This window comes from Romboutsia ilealis, from assembly GCF_900015215.1.
GTDB classification, from domain to species: Bacteria; Bacillota; Clostridia; order Peptostreptococcales; family Peptostreptococcaceae; genus Romboutsia; species Romboutsia ilealis.
The window spans coordinates 1,389,849-1,404,851 of the sequence record NZ_LN555523.1 but is presented as its reverse complement, the minus strand read 5'-3'; the positions used below and the strand labels follow the sequence as shown (position 1 = coordinate 1,404,851).

Here is a 15,003-nt window from a genome sequence, read left to right as displayed (position 1 = left end):
ATGATATTTAGATAAAATTACTTTAAATAAGGGAGATTTATTAATGACAGAGGAACATGTTTTTGGAATAGAAAGTATAAAGTTTGACTATGAGAATAATTTAATTACATCTAATCAAGTGAAAGAACTTATAGGAATTCTACGATCTGAAGGAATATTGGGAGATGAAGTAATATGTGAAATAAATGGTAAAAAATATAATGAAGAAAAACAATCATGGATACATTTTATGGATGTATTAGACCCGAGCAATAAATTAACATATATAAAAAACCCATTAAATGAAGAAAAGCTAACAGTTGTATTTCACTCACAAGATTCAGGGTTTAATAGAGGTGATATAGTTGTAGGAGAATACTATCCTGAAACATCATTGCAGTATTTAGATAAACTTATAAAAGTAAAGTCAGAAACAGTGAGGAAACTACCTAAAAGCCAAGAAATAAAAGATTTATATGGAAATAAATTTGCTAAGTATTTGGAAGAAAAATTTGAAAGTGATAAAGAATTAATACCTATTATATATGAAAAATTTGAGGAGATATACACCGAAAAAGCAGAAGATACATTACAGTATATAGAAGAACTAAAGGATAAACAAAATGAAATTATTTTAGAAACCAAAGAAAAGGAAAGTAAATGTAAAAGCTTAGATAAGAGTATAGATATTAGGGAACGAAAAATAAAGGTATTAGATGAAGATATTCATCAACTAAAAGAAAAAATAAATAAATTAAAAAAATATTTTATATATGAGTTAGAATTAGACCATAGCTTAGACAATGATTCTAAAGAATTAATTAAGGTAGATAATATAGAAGAGATAATATTGACAATTCAAAAACTACTATATCATTATGAAGATGAAGGTCTAGTTTATAGTTATGATGTAATCAGTAGCTTTTTCAAAGCTCTTAAAGTAGACCAACTTGTATTATTATCTGGGCCATCAGGAACAGGTAAATCTAGCTTAGTAAATCAACTAGGAAAGATAATAAATAAATTTAAAGTACATCATATTGCGGTTCAATCAAGTTGGAGTGATGTACAAGATATACTAGGATTTTTTAATCCAATACAAAAGAGATATGTATCTACACCTTTTTTAGATGCATTAGTAGAGGCGAAGCTTGATCCAAATGGAGTGCACATAATTTGTTTAGATGAAATGAACCTAGCTCATATAGAGTACTATTTCTCTAGTTTTTTAAGTATTAGAGAAAAAAATATAAATGAAAGATGTTTAGATTTATATTCATATAGAACCTTTAAAGAAGCGAAAAGAGAATTAGAAGAATCTTTAGGCGAAAATATAGAAGATTTAATAGAACAAGGAATAGATAAAATAGAAGAAAAGATAAATACATTAAAAAAAGTGGAACGAGATATAGCAAGAAATAACTTTGAATTAGTGATATATTACCCTGCAAAGTTTATAATTCCTAAAAATGTAAGATTTGTAGGAACTTTAAATATGGATGAAACAGTAAAATCATTAAGTCCAAAGGTCATAGATAGAAGTTTTATAATAGAGTTAAAACATCTAGAAAATTATGATGAAATAAGAAAGAGTTTAGAAGATGATTATATAGATGGAATTATAGATATAGACACTGAAGAATTTATACAAGGAATTACTGAGGATATAGTTATAAGTGCAGAAGCTAAAAGTTTAGCAGATGAAATTATAGAACAGTCAAAAATATTAAATATAATACCAAATGTACGATTAAATGGTAGAGGACGTAAGCATATAGAACAATTTATAAATACGCATATATATGATAAAGATTTAATTTATGATCAAATAATATATTCAAAAATATTACCTAGAATACATTTTAATAAATTAGATGAAGAGAAGCTAAGTGCTTTTAATTCTTTTATAAATAGTTTACCAAATGGATATTCAAAAGAAAAAGCAACGAACATGTTAAGGAATAAGAGGATTATCCAGTTTTGGGGGTAAAATATAATGGAAGTAGTATGGTTAGATATATCTTGGAAAAATTTAAGTTCTAGAGTTGATAATAAAGAACATATAGAAGGTGAAGTAAAGGACGTTGAGGTAATAAAAAATTTAGAGTATAGAGATAATCACTATATAGGTAAAGAGTACACTAAGATAAATGGTAAGTATGTTAATATAGGTATAATAACCAATAAAGATTTAGTAAGGGTATCTGCTATTGGAAAATTTGGATATAATAGAAGTTTGATAGAGGCGCAAAAAGGTATATGGGTCTCTACTCCGCAGTATATATGGAGTGAAGAATTAAAAAAGTATCAACCTATAAGTTATCCTATAGGTATAAATCAATGTGGTGTAATAAAGTTTAAAGGTGAAGATAGTAAAGGAAATAAATATGAAACACCAGAGATAAAAATTATACCCGATTTAGTTACTGAAGAAGAATATGATATTATGGAAACTCAGTTAAAAATAATTACTGAAAATTTATTAGATAATTATCAAAAAGATTATAACGGAAGTACATCAGGTAATGTATTAATTAATCTTGATTCACTTAGTATATATATAGATAACTTATGTGATATTTTAGAAGAAATTAATGATAATCCACAAGAATTACTAATAGAAGTAAGAGAAAGAGTAAAAGTTGATAAAATAAAAAAGTTTAATGCTAAGTTGTACATAGAACAAGAGATGTATCCATATAAGGAAATGTTTAATACCGATGTATCTAAAAAAACTTTAGATTTAAAAGAGCATAGGATTTTAAAAGGGGCATTACAAGAGTTAATAGATATATGTGAAAATCAAATAAAATATGAAGAAAGTATAAATGAAAGTTTAAGATTTCAGATTAATGAAATAAAAAAGCTAAAGACTAGAGATGCTAATATAGCTAAAAAAGCAAATAATAGAATTAAGAATATTAAAGAAAAAGGTATAAACATTAATAATAGAATAAACACATGGAAACAACTTATACAAAAGTTAAATAATATTATAGAAATAGAAATATTTAAAGATATAGTAACTCAATCATGGGAAGATACGCATATATTTAATTTCAATCCATTATACCAAGAAGTATTTGATGTTTTTGAAACTTTAAATAAATTAGTTAGAAAAAATGAGATATTAAGTATATTTAAGCATGACTTAATAAAATCACCAGATTTATATGAAAAATGGATTTTATTTAAAGTACTAGATTATTTTATAAATGAATTAAAATTCAATGAAGGAGCAGATAATCTAGTTGAAAAAATGATTGAGTATTATAATGAGTACTCGACTTTGCGAGGATTTAGTATAGAAATAAGAAGAAAAGAAGGACAATCTATAATTATAACATCAGAGAAGAACTTGGAAGGTCAAAGACCAGATTTGAGCTTAGTTATGATTGATAAATATAAATGTAGAGAAGTTTTCTTAGATGCTAAGTATAAACCATATAGTAAAAGATTAGAAACATTGCAGAATGATTTAAAAATATCTGCATATAGATACTTACAATTATCAAAAAATTCAGTTGGAGCATTTTTGATTCATCCAGATAAGAATATTACTAGCAACTTTGAATATTTAAAACCTCATAGGTGTGGGTATATTACATCTAGCCCTAAGAATAGTTATGGAATTAGTATATTTGCAAAAATGCTTATACACTTTTATATGGGATGGGATTATATATGTCCAGAGTGTGGAAATATTGGAAATATATTAGATGATAAAGGATATAAGACTCATTATGAATGTAGTGATAATAAGTGTGGTGCATTTTGGGTTCGAAATTCTTGTAGATATAAAAAAGAGCATCCTAATAATATAAGAAATCTATATAAGTATATAAATGGAAATTATCATAAAGAGAGTAAGTTAGAGTGGGATGTACATTGTCCTGTATGCAGTAAGTCATATAGAGGCGATTTATACTAAGCATTAGAAGTAAAAATAAGCTAAGATATTTTATAAAATATCTTAGCTTATTTTTTTATGCAAAGTGTGATAAATGAAATTAAAAATTTAACTTTGTGTATAATACCCTTTTATATAGTTATAGATTAATAAGAAAATTCTATAATAACAATATAGGTGCATAATACCCTATAATATGTATTTTAGGGTAAAAGTACTTAGAAGGAGTATTTTTATGGCAAGAAGGAAAATTCCAGAAATTTTAACTGAGGAAGAGCAGAAGCAGATAATGAGTATTTTTAATGTTAGGTATTTTAATTCGATTAGAAATCGAACTATTATTACATTATTTTTAGCTTCTGGATTGAGATTATCAGAGCTGATTAATCTAAGGTGGAAAGAGATTAATTTAATGACTGGTCAATTGAAGGTACTAGAAGGAAAAGGTTCGAAGGATAGAATACTTTGGATTTCTGATAGTGTGGTAGAAGAGTTGAGAATGTGGAAAGAAAAACAATCTGAAAAATTAGGCATATGTGATTTAGTATTTACTACTAATAGCAAAAATAAATTAGACGATAGAAATGTTCGAAGAATGGTATATAAGTATTCAAAAAGAGCAGGGATAAGTAAGAATGTAAGCCCTCATACCTTTAGGCATACTTTTGCATCTGATTTATTAAGATCTACTAAAAATATAAGATTAGTTCAAAAGGCTTTAGGACATGAAGATTTAAGTACAACGATGATTTATACTCACATTGTTGATGAAGAATTTGAAGAGGCATTAAAAAACTTAAGAGGATAAATATTCAATCAACTCGTTGTGCTAGTTAAATATAAAATAATGGGCTAGCACAACGATAATTAAATTATATAAGGGGGTATCATATGAATAAAAGAATTAATAGATATCCATTTAAAAATTGTAACAATATTAGAGAAATTTTAGATGGAGATATTTTAAATAGTAATTTAAAAAACTTTTCAGGGGGATTTTGTGAAAGAGATTGTAAAGCATTTGAAGATGAAATTTTAAATATAAGACAAGATTTATATATACAAATTCAAAGTATACTAAAACAAAAAGAAGTCGAATTTGAAGGGAATGTATTTGAAATAAATTTGGAGTTTTTAAAAGAATATATTTCAATAAAAAGATTAAATGACATGATTACAGATTCTAGATATAAGGCAAGTAAGGTATTACTTAAATATGTATCCTATGAATCTCTCGAAAAATTATCAGCAGACTCAGGAATAGAAGAAAGACCCTTAAAAATAAGATTAAAGAATGATAATATTAATATTAAAACAAAAAAATCACTCACCTATCCGTATGATAATAGTACTATAAATGACATCATTGAAAAAAACATACTATATATAAATCATAAATTTTACAAATTAAATGAAGAAGAGTTATTAAGAGATATAGCAAGTTCTGTAATCAATAATAAGAAATATAGTGTGAATAATGAATATATAGAAATTATAAGTAATTATACTATACGGGAAATATCGGATATATTAAAACTAAATGTAAGGGTAATACCAGATATAATACTAGATAAATTAAAGGTAATAGCAGGTAAATGTTATATTGAGAATATTAATAAATATAAACTATCTTATAGTAAGATTGAATTTTACTTTGGTATAAATAGGAAGATATTCTCTAATTATATGAAAGAATATAATAGAAATAATGAAGAAGATTATGAAACTATAAAAGAGAATATTAAAAAGTATAATGAGTTATTTGATAAATATAAAAGACAGGGTATATGCAAAAGTGTAGGACAGATTTGTAAGGAAGTAGGAATATATTATAATTATGTAAATTTTCTGAAGTATGATTTTTATGGTGAATATATAGAATTAGAATACAAGAGTAAGATAAAAGAAATAGAGAAGGATCTGGATAAAATTATAATATTATATAATGATGAAAGTATTGAACGTATGTCTATACGTGACTTAGCAAAAAAATATAATACAAATGTTCATATAGTAGGTTTTGTATTAAATAAAAATGGAATAGATACTTCTAAGTTTAAAGATAAAAGTAAAAGAAAATATAGCTTTGACAAAAGTTTTTTCAAAAAAGTAACAAACGAAGAGCAAGCATACTATTTAGGATTTATATATGCAGATGGAGGGGTTAGTGATGATAGTAATAGATATACATTAGAACTTTCTGTTAAATATGAAGATAGATTTATATTAAGTTGCTTTAAAAATTCAATTAAGTATACAGGTAGAATTAATTATTCCTATACTAGAGTAGATAGAAATAGCGATGAGTACTTTAAAAGGGCAAGATTGTTTATATATGATAAAGAATTAATAGGTGATCTAAATAAACTAGGAGTTACAGGAAGGAAAACTTTTAAAATAGATTTTCCAAGTGAGGATATAGTACCTAAAAATCTAATACCTCATTTTATAAGAGGTTTTTTTGACGGAGATGGAACTTCATGTTTTAGCAAAGGAACTTTAAGTGTAAGCTTTGCAAGTGTTAATAATAACTTTATAGTTGGATTAAGAGATTATTTAAAGCAACACAATATAAATTTAAGTTATAACTCAGATCATTCAGATAGAAATACTTATAAATTTGATATAATAGAAAAATGTGAATTTTATCAACTAATATATAAGGATGCTAATATATACTATGATAGAAAGAAGAAAGAGTTTGATAAATTTTTTATATATAAACAGAAATTTAGATATAGAAATATTTATAATGAACAGTTTAAGAAAGATATATGTAGTGTAAAATTAAATACAAACTTAACTTTTAAAAAAATATCGGAAAGGTATAACTTAAATAGTGACACTGTATCAAAGTGGTTTAATAAATTTGAAAAAAATTTAGACATACTAGCACAAGAAAATGTTGAAGCACTTATTTTAAAGTTGGATGAGGAAGTTAAGCAGCAAAATCACTTTAAATATAGTGGAGATTTAATTATAAATAACATATAATTACTATTAATCCTAGAGATTAAATTAATTACTATAATTAATTATAGAGCATATGTATATATTAAAATAAAAATAATAAGGATAAATATAATTATGATAATATAGTTATGAAACTAGATAAGTTATATTAAAGTAAAATACTAGTATCGATAAATAATTAATATAGATATAAGTATAAATGTGATTATAAAAATATAATAATTTATGTTTTATACTATATATTAATACAAAATTTATTATGATAGATGGCTCTATAAAAAAATAATAGAAATTTTATAATAAAAGTATGCTATATTAGCTAAATTGGTGATAGAAGTATTGAAAATACTATAATTTTAAAAAATATTATCATATTCAAAACTAACAGATTTTAAAAATAAAGTAGATATCTAAAACTTATTATTAATTTTAAGATATCTACTTTATTTATATAAATTTACTAACAGAGATTAGTTTTAAACTATTATCTAGAAATTAATTTATTTCCATTTATAAATATAGCTGATATCTGACTAGGATCAGTAATATCTAGTCCTGGAACACCATCAGCAACTAAAAAATCGGCACTCATACCAATATCAAGTTTCCCAACACTATTTTCTAACCCTAACACCTTAGCGGGATTAGTAGTTAATAAAGAAAGACATGCATTCTCATCAAATCCATTTTTAAATAATAATTTCATAGAAGGCTGAGCAATAAGCATTAACACATCAGAACCATATAGAATAGTCTCATCTAAATTTAGATGAGGTGCTGGAGGTAAATATGCATCAGTTGCAATTGATACATCTATTCCTTCTTTTACTAACTTTAAGATATCAGAAGGCAAATTAGGTGTGAGATGTGTACCACCTAAAGGTGTTGCGACAATAGAAGTTTTATTATCTTTTGCTATTTTTATTTGTTCATCACTAATACCATGAGCATGATGAAGAACATCTATACCACATCTAAGTGCTAAATTAATTCCTTCATATCCAGCAACATGAGCTCCGATTTTTTTATCTTTATTATGAAAAGTATCTACTATAGACTTAAGTTCTTTTTCTGTAAAAATAATCTCACCAGCTCTAGGAACTAAAGAAGCAGGTAGATTAGCAGGTGTAGCGTTAATAAATATATTTTCACCGGGATATTCGTTTTTATTAGCTATTTCAGAGATTATTTCAATATCTGACAATATGTTTTTATTAACTTGTTCATTTTCATGTAGACAAGTATAATTAGGTAAATCATTTGTTCCTATTGTAATAGTATTTAATGAAAACTTTACTCTTATAGGAGAATCTTTAGCTATTTGCATATAATCATCTATAGAAATATTACATATAGGACTTCCACAAATTTGTTCTCCTATACATGTTATTCCCGATAAAAGTGCATTAAATAATAGTATTCTTCCAGCTTCTAGATATGTTTCTTTTGTAACCGGATAAAGTGATCCAGGTGCATATTCTAATAAATGGCAGTGGCAGTCAATTAAGGAAGGCGTGATTACTTTTTCACCATAATCATACATAGATATATTATCAAGTTTATTTTTTAATTCTTTATAAGTTCCTATATCTTCAATTTTCCCATTATTTATAATAATTACTCCATCTTCTACAGTTCCTTTTTCAGACACTGTAATGATTTTATTAGCACGATATGCAAATTTATAATCTTTCATTATAATCACCCGACTATAAATGGAGTAAGAGCATATGCTAATATAGTAGCAGTTACTACTCTAATTAAACATCCTAATACTGCAGCATTTAAAGCTTCTTTCTCTGTTAAATCTGTTGATTCAGCCCAGGTAACAGGTACTTGCCCTACAATTACAGATAATGGTAATCCAGAGTTTGCAAGTACAAAGCCTCCAACTACCAAACGAGGATTAATTTGACCAACTAAATCAGCTACTTGTGACATTGCTAAAGTTGGACTTACTAAAAAAGAAACTATACCACTTGATGGCTCAATTCCTAAAACAGATAAAATAGATCCCATATAATATTGAATTTGACTCCATATTCCAAGGAAATCTAAAACTCCGATTATAGAAAATACTACAGCTACAGCAGGTATTATTACTAATAATAATAGATGCATACCTTCGGCTCCTGAATCAAATAGAACCTTCATAATAGGTGTATCAGGAGTAAATCGAGGAAGTTCTTCTAATTCAACACCTTTAGTATTTCTATAGATAGTTTTAGATAATATAAAAGGTACAATTATAAGAGGTAAGAATATTGATAGTATAACGACTGGTAAGCTATTGATTTTAAATACACTAAGAGTAATTATTCCCAATACAAATGTAGCAAAAGATTGAGGGTTTTGTATCATAGTGGCTACTGCAATTTTTTGTTCTGCTTTCGTTGCATTTGCTTTAACAAGTACAGGACCAGCGACTTTTCCTGATGCATTAATATCACCTAGTATGTTATATATACTTGGGATAACAACAGAAGGATTTATATTTAGTAATTTCATTATAGGTAAGAATAGGCGAATTAGAGCATCTGTAAAGCCAAATCGTTCTAGTATACGTCCTACAATTACACTTACAACTATAGCTATGCCAACATCACTTGTTAGAAAGACATCTACAACTATTGGGAATACTTGAGCTGTAATAGAGTTAAAAAGATTAGATAAGCTATCTGGTGAGAAAATAAGAGCTAAAAGGCTTGAAATAACAAGTATTAAACCTACAACTTCAATATTAGTCCATTTTTTACGGTTAGCTTCTTTCATTGAGATTATCCCTCCTTTTAAAATCATATATTATTTTTAGTATATGATTAATGGTTATATTAGTTAATATATGAAAATAAGAATTTTTTGTGTATGAGAGAGATTAAATTATCTAATTTACAAAACTATGGATAGCATAATGTTATAAACAAGAAATTTAGATTTATATCTAATGTAGATCAAACTATAAGAATGGCTTATATAATGACAATATAGGTATAAATATATTATAAAAATATAAATGAACTAAAAATGGTTCTACATGTATTATAAATTTAATAAAATTAAAAGTATATAGGAGGTGGATTATATGCCAACATTAGAAAAAGTTACACATGAAGAAGATAAAAGAGATTTTTGTTTGACAGATTGTGGACCATCAGATGGATGTAATCCAGATGATTAATTAACTAAAAAATAGATAAATTATGAAAAGGGCTATAATTAAAATAGTCCTTTTTAGATACTACAAAAGGAGGAAGTATGTATCAAATAAACAATGATGTAATTTATGTTAAAGGTGCTAAGCGTGGAGCAATTTATGATTTGAATAATGGTGATGTTTTTTCAATTAATGAAGATGCTTGTAAAATAGTTAATAAATATATAGATGGAGTGGAATTAATAGAAGCAGAAAAAGAATATCTAGATTTACTTGAATCAAATAACCTAATTAATAAAAGTTTTTCTTCTTCTAAGTATATTCCTGAAAAAAAGAGAGACAGGCTAAGGCTTGTTTGGCTAGAGATAACACAAGCTTGCAATATGAGGTGCTTGCATTGTTATGAGGGTGAAAATCATATAAGTGATAAAAATAACTCATTATCAATTGATGAATGGAAACAAGTAATTGATGATATAGCCGAGTTATCTGTAGATAGAGTTGTTATAATAGGTGGAGAACCATGTACCCACAAAAATATAAAAGATATCTTATTATATTTATCCAAAAAGAATATTTCTACGACACTATTCACTAATGGATATTTTTTAGATGATGAAATGAATAATATTATTATTGATAATGATATTAATGTAAAAGTTTCATTGTATGGTCAAAATTCAGATGTTCACGACAGAATTACAGGTATAAAGGGTAGTTTTAATAGGCTAGTAGAAAATATAAAATTTTTAGTTTCGAAAGGTGTAAAAGTTAATATAGCTGTAACTTTAATGAGAGAAAATGAGTTACACTATGATGAAATAAAAGCATTTGTAGGACAGTTAAATGTTTCAGGTGTAAGATTTGATGTTATAAGAGAAGTAATTGATGGAAGTCAATCTAATCATTTACCTGTAATGGAAAATATTTTGAAAATGGCATATAGAAAAAAAGCTAATTTTTCAATAAAAAAGAGTGATTTTGATGAATATATTAATCGTAACACTTGTTGGTATAGTAAATTAGTAGTTTGTGAAAATGGTGATATTTTACCTTGTGTATTTGAGAGAAACGTATCTTATGGAAATATAAGAAATAACACTCTTCAGGAAATTATTAATTCTAATAGATTAAAAGTATGCTGGAATTTTGATTATTCAAGAGTAGAAGAGTGCAAGGACTGTGAATATAGATATGCATGTAAAGATTGTAGACCTCTTGCTATATCAAACAATAGAATAAATGGTAAAAATCCAAGATGTATGTATAATCCTTATGATGGAGAGTGGAAAAATGGATAAAATAAAAGAAAAATTTAGAATATTATTTATCTCTATTAATAATGTTTGGAGATATGGAAATATAGGTATGGATCAATTACTAGGTTATCTTAGAAATAAGGGATTTAATATAGATATCCAATATTATAGTAATAAAACAAAATTAGAAGAGATTATGGATTCTATTAGTATGGAATATGACTTATATGCTTTTTCAGTTAATAGTTCAAATTATAATAAGTGTTGTAATATTGCAAAAGAAATTAAGAATAAAAAAGATGATGCAATTATTGATTTTGGAGGAGGATATCCTACTAGATATTATAGAGAAATTGTATCTGAAAATAAATTTATTGATTATATAGTACTTGGTGATGGAGAAAAACCTACAGAATATTTATTAGAGTCACTTATAAAAAATAAATTTTTTCAGTGTAATTTAGAAATTAAGCATGATTCAATTGTAACTCCTTTTGATCTTGATAATAAGAAGGATTACTTTAATACTAATATAACATGGACTCCAGCGTATGATTACTATATTAGAGATAGTTATAATAGAAATTCAAGGAAAGTTCATTGTATTCAAACTAAAAATAATGTATGCACGGGAAACTGTTCATTTTGTAATGAACGTCATGGAAAAATTGTATATAAAAATATTGATGATATTGTTGAGCAAATTGAATATGTTAGTAAAAAATTTGGTGTAAAAAAAATATTTTTTACAGATGATAATATACTAGATCCAAATACTGAAATTGCTAAAAGAAGGCTATTTGAGCTTTGTGAAAAACTAAAATCAAAGAATCTAAATTTAGCATATCAATGTTATATGAAAGCAAATTCTATAGATGATACACCACTAGATCATAGATTATTAAATATTATGCGAGAAGTGGGATTTGTTGAAGTTTTCATTGGAATTGAATCTGGAAATCAAAGTGATTTAGATTTATATAATAAATATACAACCGTAAGAGATAATTATAAAATAATTGATTTACTAAAAAAATATAACATATTTCCTATTCTTGGATTTATATCATTTAATCCATATTCTTCGAAAAAAAGTATAAAAGAAAACTTTGAATTTTTATGTAATGTAGAATGTACATATCTTTTTAATTATCTATATTCATTTGTAGTTATCAATAAGTATACTGATTTATACAATAAAGCTAGTAAAGAAGGTCTATTAATAGATGATGAAAAACAGTATTTAGATGTGAAATATAAGTATAAAAATAAAGAGGTAGAGGAAGTCTTAGAGTACGTAAGAAATAAAATGATACCTAAACTTAATAAATTAGATTATGAATTAGATTGGGTTACATATAGTATGCTTGAGCATGAAATATGGTATAAAGATATTAATAGATATTCTGATAAGCTTGCCGAACTTAAGAAAAGAGATATTGAAGTAATTAAAAAATATTTAAGTATATTATTTATAGAATTTGATTTAGAAAAATTTAAAAAAGTAGAAGATAAATTTTGGGAATATTTTATAAATGAAGAAAGTATTTTAAAAGAAATATATGATTATTATATTTCATTACATAATAATGAATACTGTACTAATATTTAAATTTATCATTTTTTATATAGAAATAGACGCTAGATTAACATTTTGGCGTCTATTTTATTAGTATAATAATATATGTAAAGGTGTAATAGTTTAAAATAAAAAGTAATTATTAAGTTTATTTTTATTTTATTATATTATATGATTGAATTAATCATTATTTAGAAAATACATATAAAAGTAAATGAATAAAGTAAGATATATTTCAATACATATTATATTAGAATATAATTGACTTTATAAAGATAAGAAAGGAGAGTAAAGCTGTGATTAAATAATTAAAAGATTATTTATATAATAATATCAGAAATAGGAAGATAAAAATAACATTAAAATTATAGGTGATAATAAAGATGAAATTTGATTATTTAATACAAATAAAGGATTATAATTTATTAGCTATTATAGGTTATATGATTGTATGTGATAATCATATACACAGTTATGAGCTAAAAGTACTAGATTTATTTATAAAAGATAAAAAATTAGGGGAAGATGCTTATAATATAATAAACAATATACTAAATGATAATGATGACAAGGTAACATTAAATAGTGCGATATTAGCATTAGAAAAAGAATCGGAAGAATTACAGAAAGAAATAATTTTTTTATTGATGTGTATTAGAAATGCTGATGATAATAAACATCCAAAAGAAAATGAAATAATAGAAAAATGTATGAATGCTTGTGGTTTAAGTAAATTAGATTTAGAATACTTTGAAGATGATGTTAGAAATATTATTAATAATATTAATGAAGAAAATAAAAATTATAAAAATACTAATGAGAATAAAAGTAAAAATATATTAGTTAATTTAATCTGTTGTGCTAGTTAATTATTTTTCCAAATAAAGGAATTTAAATTGTGCAAAAAAGAATATCCTATGAAAGATTAGTATTTGTAATTTTTATCCAAATACTAATCTTTTTATTTTAGATATAGAATCTTCATTTCCCATTAATTTGTTTATTAGAAATGATATATTATGAGCTAAAACTTTTATTGAAGTTCTAGTTATAAATCCTAACATTGATTTACTTTTTACTTTATTCAAATTTAATTGTTCTGCCAACTGAGAAAAACTAGTTTCTATCCTTCTTCTAGCTTTAAATATCAATTGTCTTATATCTTTGGGATAATTATCTTTACTATTTCCGCGCTTTAAAAATAATAGATTTATATCCTTTTCAACTTTCAGTTCAGGCGTTAGCCTTTTATTTACATACCCTTTATCACCAATAATAGAAATAGATTTATATTTATCACATAAATCCCATACTGCATTTCTATCATCTACATTAGCTGGAGTTATAATATAATCAGATAAAAATCCATCTATTGTAGTAAGAGCATGAAATTTAAATCCAAAATAAGTTTGTTTTTTTGAAGGACATCTACCATAAGAGGCTTCGCCTTTAAAGCATTTACTAAAATGTGCTCTACCAAATTCACATACTGGAATAGGCATACTATCTACAATTCTTATATTGTTAGAATAAGATTGCATAAATAAAGAAATATGCTCTCTTATTTTAGATATTACCCAATATAAGTTTCTTTTAGTTCTGTTGAATCTCGTTCTATCTCCTATCTTTGGAAATAGATTTTTATATTCCCTTTTAAGCAAACTAAAGAATGCTTTTTCAGAATCAATAGTTAAAAGTTCACCAACTATGCTAATAGTGATTATCTCACTATCAGAAAGTTTGCTATCTTTTATATTACGTCTATTACTTACAGTTATAGGTATAATCTCATTATATATATCATCTATAATTACAAATATATTTGTAAATAAATCAGTTAAATTTTTTTGATCTTGGATATAATAATTATTAAACTCTAGCATATATAATCCTCCTTTAGAATAGTAGAGATAATCTTAGGATACTATATTTGTTGGAGTTTTATTATTGAAAAATTTAACTAGCACAACGAGTTAATTTAATAAATATAATAAAGAAATTAATAGACAGAATATTTGGTAGAGCTAACTATAACAAAGATAAAATAGAATTAAAATACAATGAAACTATAGAATTATGTAAAAAAATAGCAGAAAATGACTTTGAATATATTACTCCAATATATAAAAATATAGATAATCATCTAGCT

At 25.0% G+C, this 15,003-nt stretch carries 10 protein-coding genes; 7 read left to right on the top strand and 3 right to left on the bottom strand.

The genetic code is table 11. The features are described from left to right. Positions 1 to 43 precede the first annotated feature (43 nt). From CRIB_RS06580 to CRIB_RS06565, 4 genes are all read left to right on the top strand, one after another. Positions 44 to 1,969, top strand: coding sequence for an AAA family ATPase (locus CRIB_RS06580; RefSeq protein WP_180701603.1), 1,926 nt, complete (start codon positions 44 to 46; stop codon positions 1,967 to 1,969). 6 nt (positions 1,970 to 1,975) lie between these two features. Continuing rightward, entirely contained in the window at positions 1,976 to 3,910 is a 1,935-nt protein-coding gene (locus CRIB_RS06575) for a hypothetical protein (RefSeq protein WP_180701602.1), read from the top strand. 214 nt (positions 3,911 to 4,124) lie between these two features. Beyond that, on the top strand, positions 4,125 to 4,697 hold the full coding sequence (locus CRIB_RS06570) for a tyrosine-type recombinase/integrase (protein WP_153971769.1): 573 nt from the start codon (positions 4,125 to 4,127) through the stop codon (positions 4,695 to 4,697). Between the two features lie 83 nt (positions 4,698 to 4,780). Next, positions 4,781 to 6,883 (top strand): LAGLIDADG family homing endonuclease, encoded by a 2,103-nt coding sequence (locus CRIB_RS06565; protein WP_180701601.1) that lies wholly within the window; start codon positions 4,781 to 4,783, stop codon positions 6,881 to 6,883. 463 nt (positions 6,884 to 7,346) lie between these two features. On the opposite strand, the gene CRIB_RS06560 is transcribed toward CRIB_RS06565, so the two are convergent. Together CRIB_RS06560 and CRIB_RS06555 are read right to left on the bottom strand one after the other, a co-directional pair. Next, a complete protein-coding gene (locus tag CRIB_RS06560; protein ID WP_180701600.1) occupies positions 7,347 to 8,558 on the bottom strand; it encodes an amidohydrolase family protein in 1,212 nt (403 codons plus the stop codon). A 5-nt stretch (positions 8,559 to 8,563) separates the two neighbouring features. After that, the gene (locus CRIB_RS06555) at positions 8,564 to 9,634 is read right to left on the bottom strand and encodes a hypothetical protein (protein ID WP_243633477.1); all 1,071 of its coding nucleotides are present in this window, start codon (positions 9,632 to 9,634) and stop codon (positions 8,564 to 8,566) included. 483 nt (positions 9,635 to 10,117) lie between these two features. Between CRIB_RS06555 and CRIB_RS06550 the strand changes: the two genes are divergently transcribed. The 3 genes from CRIB_RS06550 to CRIB_RS06540 all read left to right on the top strand — a co-directional run bounded on the left by CRIB_RS06550 (position 10,118) and on the right by CRIB_RS06540 (position 13,723). Continuing rightward, on the top strand, positions 10,118 to 11,317 hold the full coding sequence (locus tag CRIB_RS06550) for a radical SAM/SPASM domain-containing protein (RefSeq protein ID WP_180701598.1): 1,200 nt from the start codon (positions 10,118 to 10,120) through the stop codon (positions 11,315 to 11,317). Continuing rightward, complete coding sequence (locus tag CRIB_RS06545; protein ID WP_180701597.1) at positions 11,310 to 12,887, top strand: B12-binding domain-containing radical SAM protein; 1,578 nt, start codon at positions 11,310 to 11,312, stop codon at positions 12,885 to 12,887. The genes CRIB_RS06550 and CRIB_RS06545 overlap by 8 nt, the downstream gene beginning before the upstream one ends. Positions 12,888 to 13,237: 350 nt before the next feature. After that, positions 13,238 to 13,723, top strand: coding sequence for a TerB family tellurite resistance protein (locus tag CRIB_RS06540; RefSeq protein ID WP_180701596.1), 486 nt, complete (start codon positions 13,238 to 13,240; stop codon positions 13,721 to 13,723). 72 nt (positions 13,724 to 13,795) lie between these two features. On the opposite strand, the gene CRIB_RS06535 is transcribed toward CRIB_RS06540, so the two are convergent. Continuing rightward, positions 13,796 to 14,737, bottom strand: a complete 942-nt coding sequence (locus CRIB_RS06535; protein WP_180701595.1) for an IS982 family transposase — start codon at positions 14,735 to 14,737, stop codon at positions 13,796 to 13,798. Positions 14,738 to 15,003 lie beyond the last annotated feature (266 nt).

Excerpts from the sequence above, each read along its gene's own strand:
- CRIB_RS06580 (WP_180701603.1), top strand. The coding sequence starts at position 44 with ATGACAGAGGAACATGTTTTTGGAATAGAAAGTATAAAGTTTGACTAT.
- CRIB_RS06575 (WP_180701602.1), top strand. The coding sequence starts at position 1,976 with ATGGAAGTAGTATGGTTAGATATATCTTGGAAAAATTTAAGTTCTAGA.
- CRIB_RS06570 (WP_153971769.1), top strand. The coding sequence starts at position 4,125 with ATGGCAAGAAGGAAAATTCCAGAAATTTTAACTGAGGAAGAGCAGAAG.
- CRIB_RS06565 (WP_180701601.1), top strand. The coding sequence starts at position 4,781 with ATGAATAAAAGAATTAATAGATATCCATTTAAAAATTGTAACAATATT.
- CRIB_RS06560 (WP_180701600.1), bottom strand. The coding sequence starts at position 8,558 with ATGAAAGATTATAAATTTGCATATCGTGCTAATAAAATCATTACAGTG.
- CRIB_RS06555 (WP_243633477.1), bottom strand. The coding sequence starts at position 9,634 with ATGAAAGAAGCTAACCGTAAAAAATGGACTAATATTGAAGTTGTAGGT.
- CRIB_RS06550 (WP_180701598.1), top strand. The coding sequence starts at position 10,118 with ATGTATCAAATAAACAATGATGTAATTTATGTTAAAGGTGCTAAGCGT.
- CRIB_RS06545 (WP_180701597.1), top strand. The coding sequence starts at position 11,310 with ATGGATAAAATAAAAGAAAAATTTAGAATATTATTTATCTCTATTAAT.
- CRIB_RS06540 (WP_180701596.1), top strand. The coding sequence starts at position 13,238 with ATGAAATTTGATTATTTAATACAAATAAAGGATTATAATTTATTAGCT.
- CRIB_RS06535 (WP_180701595.1), bottom strand. The coding sequence starts at position 14,737 with ATGCTAGAGTTTAATAATTATTATATCCAAGATCAAAAAAATTTAACT.